General features: G+C 44.2%; 19 protein-coding genes. 6 read left to right on the forward strand and 13 right to left on the reverse strand.

Annotated features, from left to right (window positions below; all coding sequences use genetic code 11):
* Nucleotides 1-77 precede the first annotated feature (77 nt).
* From AABA11_RS09930 to AABA11_RS09950, 5 genes are all read right to left on the reverse strand, one after another.
* On the reverse strand, nt 78-623 hold the full coding sequence (locus tag AABA11_RS09930) for a DUF5943 domain-containing protein (RefSeq protein WP_338269657.1): 546 nt from the start codon (nt 621-623) through the stop codon (nt 78-80).
* 2 nt (nt 624-625) lie between these two features.
* Nucleotides 626-1603, reverse strand: a complete 978-nt coding sequence (locus AABA11_RS09935) for a dipeptidase (protein WP_265728049.1) — start codon at nt 1601-1603, stop codon at nt 626-628.
* Between the two features lie 235 nt (nt 1604-1838).
* Nucleotides 1839-2534, reverse strand: coding sequence for a VC0807 family protein (locus AABA11_RS09940; RefSeq protein WP_338267506.1), 696 nt, complete (start codon nt 2532-2534; stop codon nt 1839-1841).
* Between the two features lie 244 nt (nt 2535-2778).
* Nucleotides 2779-3630: a mechanosensitive ion channel family protein gene (locus AABA11_RS09945; protein WP_338267508.1), complete on the reverse strand. Its 852-nt coding sequence runs from the start codon at nt 3628-3630 to the stop codon at nt 2779-2781.
* A gap of 44 nt (nt 3631-3674) precedes the next feature.
* Nucleotides 3675-4646: a calcium/sodium antiporter gene (locus AABA11_RS09950; protein WP_338267510.1), complete on the reverse strand. Its 972-nt coding sequence runs from the start codon at nt 4644-4646 to the stop codon at nt 3675-3677.
* A gap of 450 nt (nt 4647-5096) precedes the next feature.
* Here AABA11_RS09950 and AABA11_RS09955 point away from each other — a divergent pair, with 450 nt between their 5' ends.
* On the forward strand, nt 5097-5972 hold the full coding sequence (locus AABA11_RS09955) for an MYG1 family protein (protein ID WP_265728045.1): 876 nt from the start codon (nt 5097-5099) through the stop codon (nt 5970-5972).
* Nucleotides 5973-6127: 155 nt separating this feature from the next.
* On the opposite strand, the gene AABA11_RS09960 is transcribed toward AABA11_RS09955, so the two are convergent.
* The 4 genes from AABA11_RS09960 to AABA11_RS09975 all read right to left on the reverse strand — a co-directional run bounded on the left by AABA11_RS09960 (nt 6128) and on the right by AABA11_RS09975 (nt 8372).
* The gene (locus AABA11_RS09960; protein ID WP_338269659.1) at nt 6128-7339 is read right to left on the reverse strand and encodes an IS256 family transposase; all 1212 of its coding nucleotides are present in this window, start codon (nt 7337-7339) and stop codon (nt 6128-6130) included.
* Nucleotides 7340-7420: 81 nt separating this feature from the next.
* Nucleotides 7421-7732 (reverse strand): type II toxin-antitoxin system RelE/ParE family toxin, encoded by a 312-nt coding sequence (locus AABA11_RS09965; RefSeq protein WP_265728044.1) that lies wholly within the window; start codon nt 7730-7732, stop codon nt 7421-7423.
* A complete protein-coding gene (locus AABA11_RS09970) occupies nt 7720-7977 on the reverse strand; it encodes a type II toxin-antitoxin system Phd/YefM family antitoxin (protein ID WP_265728043.1) in 258 nt (85 codons plus the stop codon). The genes AABA11_RS09965 and AABA11_RS09970 overlap by 13 nt, the downstream gene beginning before the upstream one ends.
* A gap of 242 nt (nt 7978-8219) precedes the next feature.
* Nucleotides 8220-8372 carry a hypothetical protein gene (locus AABA11_RS09975; RefSeq protein ID WP_265728042.1) on the reverse strand — a complete coding sequence of 51 codons (153 nt, stop codon included), beginning with the start codon at nt 8370-8372 and terminating at the stop codon, nt 8220-8222.
* A 209-nt stretch (nt 8373-8581) separates the two neighbouring features.
* Between AABA11_RS09975 and AABA11_RS09980 the strand changes: the two genes are divergently transcribed.
* The 3 genes from AABA11_RS09980 (at nt 8582) to AABA11_RS09990 (ending at nt 12417) form a co-directional block, all read left to right on the forward strand.
* Nucleotides 8582-9538, forward strand: a complete 957-nt coding sequence (locus AABA11_RS09980; RefSeq protein WP_338267519.1) for a ribonuclease Z — start codon at nt 8582-8584, stop codon at nt 9536-9538.
* 269 nt (nt 9539-9807) lie between these two features.
* A complete protein-coding gene (locus tag AABA11_RS09985) occupies nt 9808-11157 on the forward strand; it encodes an SNIPE associated domain-containing protein (protein WP_338267521.1) in 1350 nt (449 codons plus the stop codon).
* A 9-nt stretch (nt 11158-11166) separates the two neighbouring features.
* On the forward strand, nt 11167-12417 hold the full coding sequence (locus tag AABA11_RS09990; protein ID WP_338267524.1) for an SNIPE associated domain-containing protein: 1251 nt from the start codon (nt 11167-11169) through the stop codon (nt 12415-12417).
* A gap of 560 nt (nt 12418-12977) precedes the next feature.
* Here the strand turns inward: AABA11_RS09990 and AABA11_RS09995 are convergent.
* Nucleotides 12978-14471, reverse strand: coding sequence for a carboxypeptidase M32 (locus AABA11_RS09995; protein ID WP_338267528.1), 1494 nt, complete (start codon nt 14469-14471; stop codon nt 12978-12980).
* 210 nt (nt 14472-14681) lie between these two features.
* On the opposite strand from AABA11_RS09995, the gene AABA11_RS10000 reads away from it, so the two are divergent.
* The gene (locus tag AABA11_RS10000) at nt 14682-15050 is read left to right on the forward strand and encodes a type II toxin-antitoxin system RelE/ParE family toxin (protein WP_338267530.1); all 369 of its coding nucleotides are present in this window, start codon (nt 14682-14684) and stop codon (nt 15048-15050) included.
* Between the two features lie 11 nt (nt 15051-15061).
* A complete protein-coding gene (locus tag AABA11_RS10005; protein ID WP_338267532.1) occupies nt 15062-15376 on the forward strand; it encodes an XRE family transcriptional regulator in 315 nt (104 codons plus the stop codon).
* 68 nt (nt 15377-15444) lie between these two features.
* On the opposite strand, the gene dld is transcribed toward AABA11_RS10005, so the two are convergent.
* The 3 genes from dld to AABA11_RS10020 all read right to left on the reverse strand — a co-directional run bounded on the left by dld (nt 15445) and on the right by AABA11_RS10020 (nt 18814).
* On the reverse strand, nt 15445-17184 hold the full coding sequence (dld, locus tag AABA11_RS10010) for a D-lactate dehydrogenase (RefSeq protein ID WP_420915713.1): 1740 nt from the start codon (nt 17182-17184) through the stop codon (nt 15445-15447).
* A 174-nt stretch (nt 17185-17358) separates the two neighbouring features.
* Nucleotides 17359-17787: a BLUF domain-containing protein gene (locus AABA11_RS10015; protein WP_265728034.1), complete on the reverse strand. Its 429-nt coding sequence runs from the start codon at nt 17785-17787 to the stop codon at nt 17359-17361.
* A gap of 169 nt (nt 17788-17956) precedes the next feature.
* Entirely contained in the window at nt 17957-18814 is an 858-nt protein-coding gene (locus AABA11_RS10020) for an alpha/beta hydrolase (RefSeq protein ID WP_338267538.1), read from the reverse strand.
* Between the last annotated feature and the right edge of the window lie 49 nt (nt 18815-18863).

Below are 18863 nucleotides of genomic sequence, written 5' to 3' on the forward strand. Positions count from 1 at the left end.
GCCTTCTTGAAAACGACGTTTAACTGTTACGGTTGGCATCATCACCTGCCCGTGATGACACCATGTGTTTAAAAACGCTACAGTGGGGAAACTTGGAAGTAACCGACGTCACACCCATCTTCTGCTGCACTTTGAGTCTGAATGGCCTTGGTGCGGATCTCCAAACCATTGCTTTCTGCGATTTGATCCAATGCCCCAGCAAACCAACCCGTAAACATGTAATCCACTTTACGATTGACTTTTTTACCGTGAATTTTTTCGTAGTGATAAACAAAAGCGGAATTTTCCAAACGTACTTTTGCGGTGCCTTTTTCAATGTCTAACTCTTCGGTAATGAAAAAGCCCCAACCACGTTGCGATAGACGTTTAAGATAGTGGTGCCAAATCTCTTCGCCATAAATACCGTGACAAGCCGACTCTTGTTCGCACCAAAAATACGCCGATTTATAACCGGCTTTGTACAAAATTTCCGCGTAACGCTCTGCGCCAATTTCGTCTTCAATCCCCATGTGATTGTTAACAAAAAAGTGACGAGGCACGTACAACATTGGCAATGCGTCCGTGTTCCAAACACCGGTTTCATCATCCACTTCGATTGGCATTTCTGGCGCGTGAGTTCCCATCATCATTCTCCCCAAACTTCTTCTAATAGATTTACCCAATTCTCACCCATAATTTTGACCACTTGGCGCTCGCTAAAGCCATGCTTCAACAACGCCTCAGTCAAGTTCGGGAAGTCACCTACCGTGCGCATACCCAGCGGATTAATGATCTCGCCAAAGCGAGTCAAACGGCGGGCATAGCCTTTGTCGTGAGTGAGGTATTCGAAAAAGTCGTAACCGTGACCTTGCGTAAAATCGGTACCGATGCCAATCGCGTCTTCGCCCACGATGTTGTAGATGTATTGAATGGCTTCCACATAGTCATCAATCGTGGCGTTAATTCCGGCTTTTAAGAAAGGCGCAAACATGGTCACGCCAACAAAACCGCCATTGTCAGCAATGAATTTAAGCTCTTCGTCGGTGCGGTTGCGTGGGTGCTCTTTTAGTCCTGCAGGCAAGCAGTGAGAATACGCAACAGGCTTAGTGGATTCGATGATGACTTCTTTGGCCGTGTTGGGGCCAACGTGAGATAAATCACACAGCATACCGACACGGTTCATTTCTGCTACGATCTCACGACCATAACCAGACAAGCCGCCATCGCGCTCATAGCAACCTGTGCCCACCAAGTTTTGTGTGTTGTAGCACATTTGTACAATGCCCACGCCAAGGTCTTTGAAGACCTGCACGTAGCCAATTTGGTCTTCAAACGCATGGGCATTTTGAAAGCCCATCATCACACCCGTTTTGCCTTCGGCTTTAGCACGATGAATATCTTTTGTGGTACGGACTTTTAATAGCAAATCGCTGTTGGCTTCGATTAGCTGATTCATCTCAACCACGTTTCGAACCGTACCTTCAAAGTTTTCCCAAAACGACACAGTGCAATTGGCCGCGGTTAACTTCCCTTTGGCCATGTCTTCAAATAATTCACGGTTCCATTTCGCGCAAATCAAACCATCGATCACAATGGCTTTATCGTGTATCTCAGCTGCGTTCATCGATTTATCCTTTCAAGGTTAAGCAATGAACTCAGTGTAATTTTTCGGGTGATGGGGGAACTGGCTGGAAACGACTAGAGAAACACTAAAAGCGACTCAACGTCTTTAGGTTATCTAACGGGTAGGATGGGGCTGATCTCTTGTGAGCGTTTAATGAACAAGTCCCTTCCCCTTTTGTCTTCAAGGGGAAGGCGGAGGATGGGGTTAATCTCTGCTAATAGCTTGATAGCTGGGGCTATTTCTTAACAATTAAGTCTTCCAGTTTCAATCCAGTCGCTTTTTGGATGCTGCGCCATAGGTAATAAAATATCGCCATTAACATGATCATGGAGGGAATAGCGATCATTGGGTAGCTGTACAGCGTCATCTGTCCTAGTTCTTCATTAAAGGCTTCCGTTCCCGCTGGGCTGGTAACAATCCATTTCGCCAAGACGTAATTCATCGTCGCTGAGAAGACAAAAGAACCAGCAATAAAGTACGTGGCCTTCATGAGTCGCTTTTCGAACATTTCCGTACTGTTATTCTCTTCAAGCTTTTGCTTAATGGTATCAACGTCCATGATCGCGGCGTTGAAGAACATGGCCCGCACCAAAGGATAAGGTGTAAACGTCGAGATCAGAACAGCAATACCAATAACCGCAGGAATCGCCGCCTCTTTAATCGCCAGCCATTTATTGTCCAATTCGAACAACCCAATACTGCCCGTCAGTAACACACTCACCAAACCCAACAACGCAATAAAGTTAAACTTACGGTACTTAACTAATTCAAAAAGGCCCCAACCCAAAGGAAACGCCAGCGCGGCAATCAAACCGCCGCTGGTGCCTAATTTATCTTCTCCACTTAACTTCATCAAAATCAACGACGGCAAAATGACACTGACAATAAGATCCACCATCGGACGTGGCTTGTGTGTAGGCGTACTGTTCATAATTTTCAGGTTCCAACTTTAATTCAAATTCTAATGACGACTATCATAAAGGAAAAATGCACAAGGAAGTGAATAGACAGTGATTTTTGCTAGAAGTGCCAGAGGTTTGTGGATTTCATCGTCCTCGGAACCAATGGCTCCCTCCCCTTTTGTCTTCCAAGAGGAGGGTTAGGGAAGGGGTACTCCCTTCTTTGAATCTGAGGCTGACCTGCTTACGAAGCCGTCGTCGCGCAGAATAAAGCCCCTATGGTTTTTCTTTCAACGCCCGCGATCCCTGCTCGCTCACCAAATGCAAAGTTCGTTGAGGGAACGGAATCGTCAAGCCAGCGGCCTCTATCGACTCTTTGACGCGTTTGTTTAAATCCCAGTATGTCGGCCAATAATCATCCGTTTTTGCCCACGCTCTAAGCTGAATATTCACCGAACTGTCCAGCATAGAAACCACCATTGTCTGAGGGACTGGGTCTTCCAATAACCTAGGCTCACTTTCTGCCACTTGTTTAAGCACAGACAAACCAACCTCAATAGAATCCGAATAGGATATGCCAACCACAATATCCATGCGCCGCTTACCGTTTCGCGTGAAGTTCTTAATATTGTTTCCCCACAAAATACTATTCGGAGAAGCAATGTATAAACCGTCAACGGTTTCAAACACGCAGGTGAATAAATTAATTTCTTTCACCACGCCTTGTGTGGAGCCGAACTCGATAAAATCCCCCGCTTTGAAAGGTCGTAATATGAGCAACATAATCCCGGCAGCGATGTTACTTAGCGTGTCTTTCAACGCCAAACCGATCGCCAAACCAGCCGCACCAACCAAAGCAATCAGGCTGGCCGTGTTGACCCCAAATATGTCTAAAATAAACACACCACCAATCACATACACCGCATAACTGGCGACGGTTGAAAATATCGGTGCCAACGTGGCGTCCAGCTTATGCAGCTTAGAATTCGTATTCAGTATTGCCTTACGTACTGCTTTTGCAATAAACGAGCTGGCTAGATATATAACCACGGCCAATACAATCCGATAACCAAGCGTCACAATAGTAGTGGAATGACTTTGCCAAAATTGAGTGAATAACTCTTCCATAAACGTCTCTTCTTCGTTTAAACCTTAACCAATGATATCTCACATTACCCAATAACCGATGAGACTAACCACACATTATAAGCAGCAAAAGCGAGCAGCAACCCTGCGCCTTCATAGCGATTAATACGACCCGGTCGACGCAATCCATAAGCCATCATCAACAAAACAACCGTCATTACCATCATCACCAGCCAATCGCGCGACAACACATCGGCCGACAAGTTTTGCATCGGCGATATTACTCCCGCAATCCCGATTACTGCCAGTAGGTTAAACATGTTCGAACCAACCACATTACCAATGGCAATATCATGCTCACCTTTTCTAACGGCAATAATAGACGCCGCCAGTTCGGGTAGTGACGTCCCCAATGCAACAATCGTAAGGCCTATAATTAAATCACTTACACCAAACGCATGAGCGATATTAACAGCGCCCCATACAAGCACACGAGAGCTTATAATCAAAAGAACCAACCCAATAACCAACCAAAAAATGGCCTTTTTGATAGGCATCGCATGAGTAACCAACTCTTGTTCCATATCGTTTTCTAACGCATCGTTTTTGCCCCTCATGGCAGAGAAAATACTCCAACCAACCAAGGCAAAAAAACCAACCAGCAAGAGCACAGCCTCAACCCGCGTTAACGATCCATCCCAAATAAAATAGCCAAATAACAAACCAATCAGCAACAACAATGGCAACTCTTTTCGGACGATATTAGATTGCACCATGATCGGCGCAATCAACGCCGTAACGCCAAGAATAAGCCCAGTATTGACAATATTTGACCCCAACGCATTGCCCAATGCCAAATCCGGATTACCGTCCATCGCGGCCATGGCAGACACCACCATTTCGGGTGCAGACGTGCCGAACCCCACAATTACCATACCGATTAATAACGGCGGCATGCCCGCGTATTTTGCCGTCACGGCAGCGCCATCTACAAAACGATCCGCGCTCCACACCAACAAAACAAAACCGCCTAATAAGGCTAAAATAGCCAACATCATAGCGCCACCTCACGGAAGAAAGAAAAAAACGATGAGTAAAAAACAATGAACTGAGATCGTAATGATCTCGACAAATAAGACAGGAAAGCAAGAAAAGCAATGATTGGAAACACAGTCAGGTCCTCGGGTGGAAATGACAGAAGGCAAGAGCGGCCCTCCACCCGAGAACAACGCTTGCCTTAAGTCTTGTCAATCCATATAAAACAGGACATAACCACCACGAACGACTGTTCGGAGACTGTTGACGGTTATCTCAGACTAGACTGAGAGACTACTCCCCTAAGGTTTTGAGAATCATATTCCTATTTATATTACTTAACAATATACGCAGAACAAAAAGCCAGATAGGCAAATGAACGGTGTCACCCTCTGACAAAACCCCGTAAAATGCCGTTTTATTAGTACGTGTGTGCTGTTAAGTGAAATGAAATCAATCAAAGAGACCACAGAATGACCGAACCCGTTCAAGTAATCGCAACGCACAATGGCAACTTTCATGCCGACGATGTCTTTGCCGTCGCGGCACTTAAACACCTTTTTCCAGCGGCTAAAATACTCCGCACGCGCGACCTAGATGCCATGGCTAAGGCCGATATTGTGGTAGACGTTGGCGGAATATACGACGCAGAACAAGGCCGTTTTGACCACCACCAAAAAGGCGGTGCAGGCGCACGAGAAAACGGCATCCCGTTTTCATCCTTTGGCTTGATTTGGCAAAAATACGGCCTAGAAATATGCGCAGGTGACCAAGAAGTCACCAACTCATTGGACAAGAATCTCGTCTCCACCATCGACGCCATCGATTGCGGACACGTAGAAGGCGTACAAACCGGCATCAGCCTGAGTCAAACCATCTCCATGTTTAACCCAACATGGCAAGAAGAAGGCGATTTTGACGCCTGTTTCGATGAAGCCGTTGCCTTCGCATCTCGCATATTAACTCGCTTTATTGCGGCGGCAAGCGGCGGCGTAAACGCTAAAGCCATCGTCGCCAACGCCATCGAAAAAGCCGAAGACCCAAGAATCATCGTGTTAGAACAATACACACCGTGGAAAACCACCGTGCTTAGACTATCCAAAGACGCCTTGTTCATGGTTTACCCATCGCAAACCGGACAATGGCGCATACAAACCGTACCCGTTGAACTAGGCTCATTTGAAGACCGCAAAAAACTGCCTGCGCCATGGGCTGGATTATCGGATAAAGAACTGCAAGACGTAACAGGTTTGGACGATGCAATGTTCTGTCATAACGGCTTATTTATCGCAGGCTGTGCTTCGTTTGAAAATACGATGAAAATGGCAGAGATGGCGCTGGATTATTAGAGGTTTGAAGTAAGAAGGACCGATGTGATTTGCATAGCATCGGTCTTTTTTTGTCTTATGAAGATAGTGAGGTAAATAAAAACCACCCTGTTTTTATTTGATCCTAAAAATCATGAGTGAGTGGGACCCTGTAACAGATTCTGTGTAACTACCATTTAGTTAAGGTGCTTTTCGAGTCGCTCCTCGAACTCAATAATAAATCGACTCATCGCTTGGCGCCAGTTTTGAATGGGCATTGTCCATTTTTTACTGGCCTCTCTAATGGCAAGATAAACCATTTTCCTCGCAGAATCGTCGCTTGGGAAGACTTTACGTTTTTTAATGGCTCTACGGATGACACTGTTCAGTGATTCAATAGCGTTCGTTGTGTAGATCGCTTTGCGGATATCGTCAGGGTAACTAAACAGTGTATTAAGATTATGCCAGTGATTGCGCCACGATTTGGTGATTTGCGGGTATTGATCGTCCCAGACGCCTGCGAAACGATCTAACTCCAACAAGGCTTCTTCTTCCGTTGCAGAGCGGTAAACTTGCTTTAAGTCCGCCGTCACCGCTTTGTAGTCTTTCCATGATACATACTTCAATGAGTTGCGTACCATATGCACGATACACAGTTGAATGCTGGTTTGTGGGAAAACGGCATTGATGGCTTCTGGGAAGCCTTTTAGACCATCAACACAAGCGATGAGAATATCTTCTACACCACGCTGCTGAAGCTCAGTGAGGACGTTTAGCCAGAACTTAGCCCCTTCGTTTTCAGCAATCCACATGCCCATGAGTTCTTTATGACCGTCGGTGTTGATACCGAGTGCCAAGAAAATCGATTTATTGATAACACGCTTATCTTGGCGGATTTTCAACACAATACAATCAAGATACACAATGGGATAGATGGCATCCAAGGGGCGTGCTTGCCATTCAGTTACTTGCTCGATCACCGCGTTGGTAACACGTGATACCAGTGTCGGAGATATCTCAGCACCGTACCATTCATCGAAGGCATTGACGATGTCTCGGGTACTCATACCTTGCGCGTAGAGCCATAGGATTTTATCGTCCATGGAAGTAAAGCGGGATTGGTGCTTTTTGACCAGCTTTGGTTCAAAAGAACCTTCGCGGTCACGAGGCGTATCCAGTTCAAACTCACCATCTTCCGTCTTAATACGCTTACTGTTCTTACCATTACGACTGTTGGTTGACGAGGATTTTTGATGTCTCTCGTAACCCAGATGCTCATCCATCTCTGCATTCAAGGCCGCCTCAACGGTAATCTTCTTCAGCATTTGGCTAAATTCGTTAAGATCCTCAGGCGTTTTAATGCCTTTGGCGGCTTCTTTTGCGAAGGCTTCCAGTTCTTTTTGGTTCATTTGCATCTACCTATCCTTAATTCTCTATAGAATATGTTGTGATAGGTAGTTACACAAAATTAGTTACAGTCTCGTGAGTGGTTAACCTTGGATTCCCGCTGACAGTAAAAACTTCCGCAGGTCTCTTTCTTGCCTAAGCACATGCAGGATATAAACGGAGTCCTGTTCTACTTTGTAAAAAACACGACAAGGATTAACAACAACTTCTCGATAATTTAATGTCGAAATTTCTTCGGGTACTTTACCTGATTCTGGAAAAAATTCGAGTCTCTGCACCTGGCTGAACACATTTTCAACTAACTGCTTAGCGGCTTGTAGATGACTAACAGAAACATACTCAGCGATGTCGTTTAAATTATCTAAGGCGGGCTCAGTCCAAATTATTTGAGCCATTTACTCATCTTCTCTTTGGCATGATCCATGTCCATAATTCGACCATCTCGAATGGCCTGCTCTCCTTTCGCAATGCCTTCTAGAATCTTCATCCGCTCAACCATTAACTCGTAATCAGCAACATCTAAAAGGTAAGCAGACGGTTGGCCATGCTCTGTTATGAGAATAGGTTCTTTGGTTTCATGTAAATCGGCAAGCAGTTTTGTTGCTTGTCTCTTTAACGTAGTAACGACTTCCGTTCTCATAGTGACACCTTCATAAGTAAAAGTATCACTATAGTATCACTTCACACTTAAAAAACTAAGAGAGATGTTTAAGGTTAAGTAAGGAATGATCCTTCAGTTTGACTTGGTTAGCTCATGGTGGGCAAGCAACGGCCTTTTGCGCCGAAATAGCGTTAGAGTATGGGTTTGGAGAGATTAAATGTAGGGTGGTATAAAGTACCACCCAGTGGTGTTATGTGAACCTAGTTATCTATTTCTTGCTGCTAGCCTTTGTTCACGCTGCCTTTGTTTGTTCTGGCATTTCGCTTCTGCTTCTTACGGTCGTTTTTCTCAGTGATGATTTTGATGGCTTCCTCTTTGGTTAAATGCGGGTGTTTAGCGATCAATTCTTCCACTTTGGTATCAAATGCGGTCATTTATAAATCTCATGTATTAAAAAGTACGAACAAGGTTTGTATTTTAGCTCAGGAAGCGTATAGAAGATAACAATTCTTAGCGGCGACTGAGGTGAGTTTTTTGAAACTAGGTAAATAATAAGCCATCTATACAACCCAAGATTGCCGCTTGGTCACGAAAACATTAGGCTTAGGCAAGATAACCCGTCTTTTATGCATCAAGGTAAAAAATGAATATTGTCTTTCTTGGAACCTCGGCAGGCGTTCCCACCAAAACACGCAATGTAACTGGCATCGCGGTGCGCGAAGAAAGAGGCAGCGGCTGGTACCTTGTCGATTGTGGCGAAGGCACGCAACATCAGATACTTCATACCAATTTATCGATCAATGCCTTACAAGCCATCTTCATCACGCACATTCATGGCGATCACTGTTATGGCTTGCCAGGCATATTGGCAAGTGCCGCCATGAATGGTCGCAAGGCGCCATTGAAAATTATGGCACCAAGTGGTGTAAAAGAATGGGTGGAAGCGACTCAGCAACATACGCAATTGTATCTGCCCTATGACATTGAGTTTGTCTGTACTGATGATCTGCCATCTGTCGAATTCAGAAAGGTTCGTGTGGAAACGGTCGCCCTGTCTCACCGAGTCCCCTCTTATGCCTACCGTTTTACCGAAAAAGACATCAACCCGCGCTTGGATGTGGAAAAACTGGAGCAGCATAACATCCCCAGAGGGCCACATTGGGGGCAGTTACAAAAAAGGCAAGATGTTGAACTAAACGGCAAGCTAATCCATTGTGAAGACTATTTGCTCTACGATCAAAACCCGCAAAAAATCATAGTGGCAGGCGACAATGACCAACCAGAGCTATTGGCTCAAATAAGCCATGGCGCAAGCGTACTGATTCATGAAGCCACCTACACCAAAGACCTCGTTGAGAAGTCAGGCAACAACTACGGCCACAGTTACGCCGAGCTTGTAGCGACCTTTGCCGAGCAAGCTAACATCCCAAACTTAGTGTTAACCCACTTTAGCCCTCGCTACCAAGCCAACCCGAACCTATCCCCTTCCATCGCCGATATTTATCAAGAAGCCAAAGCCCATTATTCGGGCAACCTGTTTCTCGCCAACGACCTTGACGAATATCAGCTAAACAAAAGCAATGTATTAAAAAAGCTTTAAAGAGGGTTCACAGACTTGGGGTTTAAGGATCTAGAACCAGATGAAAAGGGCTAATTTTTATTTGGATCTAATTCCTCCTATTTCTAATATTCCCTATTTTTTATCTGAGCCTAATATTTGATTTAGTCTACGCTAGGCTATTGCTTTTTAGCTATCTGTGCTGCTTTTTTAATGTCATGTTAAACCATCTACGTCAAAAGCTAGTCACCACGCTTCAAAGTATGATTTACTTAATCTATACCTTAAAACATTAGAATAAAGGAATATCAATGTCTGAAACTACTGAGACTTACCACTTTGCTTGGGTAGTACTGGCACTATTGGCCTGCACCTTTTTTTTATTCGCAATATATACCCAAAGACAGAGTAAGAATCTCTTCATAAATGTCGATAAAAAGAAACAGGCTCTTGCAGACAACCCTGTCGAAGAAATTATTCAAAATCTGCAACGAGAATCTGATGATATCGAAAATAAAATAGAGCGAGGTCAACCGATTTACTTAAAGCTAAAAGACGAGTTAGCGCTTAAAAAAGAACAACTTAAATATATTGATGTAGGTCTTTATCCTCCAACCTTCAAATTTGATGATAGCCAATCACTAAAGAACAAAATTGCTGAATATATCGAACGTCAATACCAGGTTATCAAATCAGGCAGAGCGACAAGCGCCTTCTCAAACTGGGAATGGTTTGGCAGTAAGTCTAAAGGAACCCAGATGATCACTTCATATCAAGGCCTTCTTCTAAAAGCTTTTAACGCCGAATTCGATATGATTCGAAGAGTCATGCGTCATTCTAGCTATGATACCGCAATAAACAAACTCAGCCGATTAGAGCAACAATTAGCGAAACTCGGAGAAACGGCAAATGTCACAATTTCAAATGAGTACTTCAATTTAAAAGTAGAAGAGCTAACTATATGGCATCAAGAATTGCTGCACAAAGAAGCAATTAATCAACAAAAGAAACAGCAACAAGAACTACTAAGAGAGCAAGCTAAACAAGCTGGAACTGATACGGATGAACTTGAAGATGAAATTGATTACAAGAAGTCGGATTTGATAAAAGCGCAAAAACTCGCTAAAAAACTTCACGGTGCAAACGCATTGGATATGGAGCAAAAAATCGCCTTAATGCAAGAGGAGATCGAACAGCTCGAAAGCAAGTTTGAACGGGCCATTTCTCAGGCTCAAATTACAAAAGCTGGATATATATATGTAATTTCCAATGTTGGTTGTTTCGGAGACAACGTTGTAAAAATCGGAATGACTCGTAGACTAGAGCCAATGGATCGAGTAAATGAGCTAGGCGATGCCAGCGTTCCATTTAAATTCGATGTACACGCTCTAACATTTGTTTCAGATGCACCTCAAATAGAGAGAAAACTCCACAACAAATTTAATGAGAAACGAGTAAACACCGAAAATCACCGAAAAGAGTTTTTTAGAGTAACTCCTCAAGAGGTTGCTGAAGCCATGGCGGAGATCGGTGTTGAGTGTGATTGGTACTTTGAGGTAGAAGCAAAAGAATTTCGCGAGAGCCATCTGATTAGAGAAGCTCGCAAGCAAGGTTCTACAGAAACATTTTCTACTTACAAGCAGCTACCAGAGTCAATTTGAGGAGTCTTTATGTTCATTACTATAGCCTTAGCTGCATTTACATTGCTCTCATTAATTTTCCTAGTAAAGTCTCGATCTGCACTGAAACGAGCAAAAGCAATAGATAAGGAAGTTGAGAAAGTCTATGGCCCAGCAACTGAGAAAGAACAGTTACTTTTCGATATCACAAAGAGCTACCATGTTTTACAGGAAAACTATCAAACTGGAATGTCACAGCTGAAAGAATGTGAAAACCGTCTTTCCCATTACTACCTTAGCGTAGGCTCAACTGACTCTGTTTCTTACAGCAGTCTGTCGCAATTACATGATCTGGAAGACCTAGAAAATAAGCTATCCAAAACCAAACAAGCTATAAAGCAGCTAGTTAGCGATAAAAAAGCATGCACCTGTTCAATCGGTGATGACGTAGTGGTTAATGGTAAGAAATCAGAGGCTAAGAAGCTGTTCAATCGGGAAATAAAATTGAGACTTCGATGCTTAGATAATGAATTTAAAGCCGCCGCAGCCTTAGTTGATTGGAACAATATCAACCGTCTCATAGAACGAACAAAGGATACGTTTCAAGACATTAACTCTTCAGCAGATTTAGTGAAAACATATCTAACGAAAGAGTATTTGCAACTGAAGATTATGGAGCTAAGACTTGGTTACGAAATAAACCAACTTAAGCAAGACCTTAAGGAGGAGCAACGCCAAGAACTTCAGATACAAAGAGAGGCTGAACGTGAAGAGAAGCGTATAAAAGCTGCTGCTGAAAAGACTGAAAAAGAACGACTGATTATGGAGCGGTTAGTCGCTGAAGAGCTTAGTAAACTAGAATCTAGCACTGAAGAACAAAAAGCCTTGTATGAAGTTCATAAGCAAGAACTTGAAAAGCTTCGTGAAAAAGCGAAAAGAGCGATATCTCTAGCGCAACAAACAAGAGCTGGCTATGTGTATGTGATATCGAATAAGTTGTCATTTGGCGAAGGAGTAGTGAAAATTGGAATGACAAGACGCGCTGACCCTTACGATAGAGTAAAAGAACTAGGCGATGCCTCAGTCCCCGAACTATTTGATGTCCACGCATTCGCATTTACTGAAGATGCACCAACTTTTGAACGGTTCTTACATAGCAGATTTTCAGATCAGAGGGTAAACCTTATAAATGGAAGAAAGGAGTTCTTCTTCGCTTCGGCTGATGACGTTGTTGCGGAAATGAAGAACTATGAAGGTGAGTACGAGCTAAATGAAATAGCAGTCTCTATTTCGGCTAGTTGAGAATTTAGGGGCAGATTTAAAAATGCTATGCTTGATGAGATTAAAGGCTCTGAACCCCATCTTCCGTCTTCCCCTTGAAGAAAGGGGAAGAGACTTGGCAGCAGTATTGAATGAGTTATGCGTTTACGAACAACGGCAGATCACGCTTCGCTCATCGTGCCCTACGCTTTGGGTGTTTATGTTTAGCAGCGAGGAGCAAAGCAAACGCCAAAAGCGAGGTCAAACGTCAATTTATCAAAGTAACGTCGAACGGTGGTGTTTGGTTTGCTCGAAGCCGAACCACTTCAAAACCCCATCTTCCGTCTTCCCCTTGAAGAAAGGGGGAAGAGACTTGGCAGCTGTATTGAATAAGTTATGCGTTTACGAACGACGGCAGATCACGCTTCGCTCATCGTGCCCTACGCTTTGGGTGTTTATGTTTAGCAGCGAGGAGCAAAGCAAACGCCAAGAGCGAGGTCAAACGTCAATTTATCAAAGTAACGTCGAGCGGTGGCATTTGCTTTGATCCAAGCGCCATAATCCCTCCCTAGCCCTTGAAGAAAAGGGAGGGAACAGATCTGTTACAAATACCGTCCTTCTAGGTGTTTTCTAAAATGCACGGCGTTTAAGGTTTCACCTGTGGCGCGTTTGACGAGTTCATCGGTGGTGTGGAGCGAGGCTTGTGTCCAGATGTTGTCGCTTAGCCATTGGAAGATGGGACTTAGGTCGCCACTTTGGATGGCCATATCGAAATCACAGCCGAAGTCGACGTTTTGTATCAGGGTGGCTTTGTATTGAGCCGCGTACATGGCACCAAGTGTGTAGCTTGGGAAATAGCCAAAGGCGCCATCTGTCCAATGGATGTCTTGCATGCAGCCATTTTTGTAGTTGTCTTTGGTGGAGATGCCAAGGGCGGCTTTCATTTTTTCGTCCCACAATGCGGGTACGTCGGTGTGTTCTATGACACCGTTGATCAGGTCTCGTTCTATCTCGTAACGCAGGATGACGTGCGCTGGGTAGGTCAGCTCGTCGGCGTCAACACGAATAAAGCCTTTTTCCACTTGGGTGTAGATTTTATAGAGGTTGTCTTCGGCAAACACAGGGTCGTTGTGGGCGTTAAAAGCGTCGGCGGATAAGCGTGATAAGTGAGAGATAAAGGGTTTGCTGCGCCCTATTTGCATTTCGAAAAATAAGGATTGCGATTCATGAATGCCCATGGAGCGGGCTTCGCCCACTGGCAGGCCTGCAAAGGCTTTGGGTAAGCCTTGTTCATAGCGAGCGTGGCCTGTTTCATGGACGATGCCCATTAAGGCTTGTACAAAGTCTTGCTCATCATAGCGGGTGGTAATGCGCACATCGGTTGGTACGCCACCACAGAATGGGTGCACACTTTGGTCGAGTCGGCCACGGTCAAAGTCGAATTGCAGCAGTTTCATCACTTCTAAGCCAAGGGCTTTTTGAGTTGCAGTCGAAAACGTTCCAGACGGTAAAATGATGGATTCAGACTTCTGCTTTTCCAGTACGTTTTCAATCAGTTCTGGCAGCCAGGTTTTCACGTCAGTAAATAAGGTATTCAGCGACGCGGTTGTGGTGCCCGGCTCGTATTTGTCTAGCATGGCGTCATAAGGCGTAAGACCTAATGCAGCGCCACGAATTTTCGCTTCTTCGCGAGACAAAGCGACGACTTCTTTCCAGTTCTTCTCGAAGCCTGTCCAATCGTTTTCTTGACGCTGAGTGCGCCACGCATGTTCGCATTTGGAACCCGCGATGGATTGTGCTTGCACTAAGTCTTCTGGAACCATGGTCGCTTGCTGCCATTGGCGTTTCATCTCACGTAGGCTGGCTTTTTGTTCAGTGCTTAAGGATTCTTGCTCGGCGTTACCAAACCACTCTTCTAACTGAGGTTGTGTCGATAAACGGTGAATATGAACCGATAACTCGGCCATGGCATTGGAACGCGCTTCGCTACCACCCGATGGCATGTTCGCCGCCGCGTCCCAGCCAAGCATGGCTTGAGCATGATTAAAGTGGCTGAGTGTTTGGTAATGTGACGTTAACTTGTCGTAATGAGACATTTTCGTTTTTATCCTGTGCGGTTTTGGTTAACCGGAACGGTATCCATTTCAGTCATCTTATTACATTGGTATAAATGGGAATAGACAAAAAAACTACCTCATAACTCTATTCACAAGCAAATCTAGAGAGTTTACATCGTGAAAATATACTCTTGACAATATATACGTTAAAGCGTATTTTTAAAATCATAAAGACAGCAAGGATTGCTTATGATTTGGGAGATATTAATAACCGACGAATACGAACAATGGTTTCTTAGCTTGACGGACAAAGAGCAAGAAGACGTGCTATCAATGGTTGATGTATTAGAAATTAAAGGCCCTCAATTAGCACGACCTTATGCAGATTCTCTAAAAGGAACAAATAAGGTAAAGAACCTTAAAGAATTGAGAGTTCAGCATGCAGGAAAACCATATCGTGTCTTTTACGCTTTTGACCTAACAAGGAAAGCCATATTGTTATGTGGTGGACGCAAAGATGGGAAAAGAGATAAAACATTTTATGATAGATATATTCCGTTAGCTGAAACAGAATTCTTAAATTACTTGAAAAATAGTGATTCAGAAAAAACAAGATAGGAGGTTTAGTTATGGCTAAGTCGATCAACGAATTACGGAAGAAAATTAAACCAGAGGTTCAAGCCGCCGCTAGAGCTAAAGCTGTTGCAATTATTGCAGAGATGTCGCTTGCAGAAGTCAGAAAAAAAAGAGGCGTAAATCAGGCAGATTTAGCCAGCCTTATGAATATTGCTCAGCCAAACATCTCTCAAATTGAAAATCGTCCCGATGCCCTTATCAGTACATTGAAGCAATACATTGAAGCATTGGGAGGTAAGCTAGAAATACACGCCAAGTTTCCTGACGGACAAGATATAGAAATCTCTCAATTCGAAATGGTTAAGTAAAAAACGCCGAGACATCTTTCAAAGAAACGTCTCGGCTTTTTGAGTTTTACTCTAAGCTCTAAGAAAGCTTACTTATGACAACCACAACCCGTGTGTTCGTCGCTCAATTCTTGCCAATTTTTCAATTTACTGGTGCCGCCGATCCCTGAGTTGAAGCTGTTGGTTGGGTCGGTTTTTTGGTAAAACTCGCGTAACGCTGGTTTCGCTAGATATTCATGGCCAACGTTATGTTCAGCTGGATATTCCGCGCCACGAGCGTCGTAGCTGGATAGAATTTGTTTCTTCACCGCTTTGGCGTCGACGCCTTTTTTCATGATGTAGTTTTGATGCATGACGTGACAGAAGAAGTGGCCGTAGTACATTTTAACCGCGACTTTCTCTTCGATGTCTTGTGGTAACTCTTCAAACCAATCACGCTCATTACGAGGGAATGCCACGTCGATGGTCATGATGGAACCTAGATCTTTTTTGTTCATAATGTGATAACGCGTCAATGCACCACCTGTCACAAAACGATGCAAAATAGCTTGGTCAGCTTCACGCTTGGTACAAGCGAAGAAGTCGCCTTCGTTGTCTTTGAAGAAGTTCTCTAAATACGCTTGCGCTTCCGCAACGCCGTCGTTGCTCGTTTCCACAATCCAGTGATGTTCGTATTTTTCGCGGAAATCTTCCATGCGCTTTGGCAGGTGATTCGGGAAAAGCTGACTCGCGTATTGCATCATGATGTCAGAGAACTTGCTTGGCATGAACTTGAATTTGCCCGCCCAGCGATCGACCGTGCGCTTAAGGGCAAACATTTTCGGAATGTATTTGGTGCCGAGTTTGTCGATCACCAAATAGCTGTCTTTACCGTATTTTTTACTGATGTCATAGCTGCTGCTGTGCATGTATTCGCCAGACACTGGCAGATTTTTAAAGGTAGACAACATGTCGCGGCGCATTTGTTCCATGACCGCTGGGTCGTTCGTGCCGATGTAGAAAACTTGGTATTTTTCTGGAATCGGGAAGGTATCGATACGCACAGCGAATACTGCCAACTTACCCGCGCAACCGGATGCTTCGTATAGACGGCGCGGGTCGTTGTTGAAACGCGATGGTGTGTCGGCGTCAACGTCACGAATACGTTCGTGGTATTCGTTATCAGAGCCGCGTTTTTCTGGGAATTGAACGTCTTTTTCTTGGTACGTTTTGTTTTGCAAGTTGGTCAGAATTTCTTCTGGATCCGTTCCTAATTCAATGCCTAGGTTATTGACCAGTTGCAGTTCGCCGTCTTGGGTAACTTGAGCAAATAAAGACATTTCGGTGTACGCAGGACCACGCTGCACTAACGCGCCGCCAGAGTTGTTACACACACCACCGACAATAGAGGCACCGATACAAGAAGAACCAATCACAGAATGCGGTTCGCGCCCATACGGTTTCAGCGTATCTTCTAAACCAAATAACGTACTGCCTGCGAAGCCAACGATTTGTTTGCCCTGATCAAGCAACTGAATGTCGTCGATGCGCATGGTGCTGATGATAACGATAGGACGGTCATAGTCTGCGCCATTGGGTGTTGAGCCACCCGTCAAACCAGTATTTGCCGCTTGCATAATAACAATCACATCTGCTTTCACACAGGCTTGCAAACATTTCCAGATTTCAACCAAGCTACCAGGACGGACAACGGCATACGCCTTACCACCACCAAGGCGAAAACCTTGGCTGTAAGGTTTGGTCTTGTCTTCGTCTGTTAACGTGTACTGACTTCCTACAATGGCCTTTAACTCAGCGGCCAAATCTAAGTTGAAATTGGTGTCCGTCATACTGCTTGCTGTCATTGCGGCTACTTCACATCGTGTCGGGAAAAGAGGCCGCTATAGTAAACGTAACGAGGTGCAAAAAAAACTCCAGCTAAAGAATTAGGAATGACATTCATAAAGAATGCTTATGCCAGGAAACAGCTGCATAAGCATTAAAGATCGATTCTGTTTAGCGTTTTACTGTGTTTCTGCCCGCTTTATCTCATCTCTGATATCCATTAGCAGAGCCAAAGCACGCTCACCATTCATGTTATAGGGGTCGAAGTTTATACTTTTTGTATGCTGATAAAACAGTTCACGAAGGCTCGCTGTATTTTGTAGATAGCCCATATTCCAGCTATCAAACTCTTTGTAGGAAATCACTTCATAACTGATTATCTCAGGCTTTTTATGACGTGGATCCGTGGCGATTTTATGATAAATCTGATTCACCTCTTGACGTGTTCCCTCTAAACATTGAAGAAAGAACTGCCGATTAAAAGACAGCAAACCGGTCACATTAAGAGCTTTATTTTTGACTCGCGCCACTTTAAGAATACGAGCAATATCTTCCACCTCAAATTGCTCGGTGATGGTACTTGTATAAATAAGTCGAACTAAATCCACATTAAGCCCTTCTCTCGCAAATAAAGTTAAAACACGTCACACAGAGGTTATCGTTTTTCTGTGAAAAGATACTATGGATTTAAGTAATTTTTGTATGTGTTTGCTTATCTGATTAATGACCATTAAATAATTTCAACGCTATCCTGACCAAGCAAAATGTCAGTACACTTTAATCTTCCACTTTTATAGCGTTCGCCCCATGGCTTTGAAAGAAGTCGTTCACGTCTTCCAGTATTGGCGCTTTGCTTTTCAAAAACCACACAAGGCTAGATACCATGTCGGCATGACCGACACCATCATAGACTTTGCTTTCTACAGTGCCCTGCTCGGCATGGATTTTTGTGATGAGTTTGTCCATATTACTTTTGCCCACAATGGTGTCGTCCGCACCCCACAACAATAACATTGGCGGTTCTTTACCATCAATGAAGGTGGTTACTTGCATATTCGGGTAATTTTCTGGCGGGCCGAACATGTCCTTATAGTCGTCTTCGTAAGGCACAAAATCATAAGGCCCAGATAAGCCCGCAAAGGCGTTTATGATGGATGGCGTTAAGCCTTCGGCGCGCAAATATTGTTTGTCGGCCGTCACCATTGCACCAATGTGTGCACCAGCAGAGTGTCCCGCTATAAACAAGCGTTTAGGGTCGCCTTGGTATTCGGCGATATGACGATACGTCCAAGCAACCGCTTTGGCGCCGTCTTCTACAAAGGTAGGAAATTTTACTTGCGGGTATTTACTGTAATCCGCGATGACGGTGATATAGCCTTTTTTGGCAAACGCTTCACCGACAAACGGATACATGTCCTTTGAACCATCTTTCCAGCTACCGCCATAAAAAAATACAACGACCGGAAGCGGTTTATCAGCAGCGTGCGGCGGAACATAAATGTCTAATTTTTGCCAAGGCTCAGACCCATAGGCTAGGTCTTTTGTCGTTTCGGTATCACTAAATTGGTTCGGCAAGTTCGCCACACCCAACCCAATCTTGGTACAAGCGACAAGCAACAATGAACTCAGCGCCACGCATACTTTTGCTATCCTCAAAATCCACCTCTTGCGTTTGTTAAATGCA

Origin of the sequence: Marinomonas pontica (assembly GCF_036322735.1) — a bacterium.
Taxonomy (GTDB): domain Bacteria; phylum Pseudomonadota; class Gammaproteobacteria; order Pseudomonadales; family Marinomonadaceae; genus Marinomonas; species Marinomonas pontica.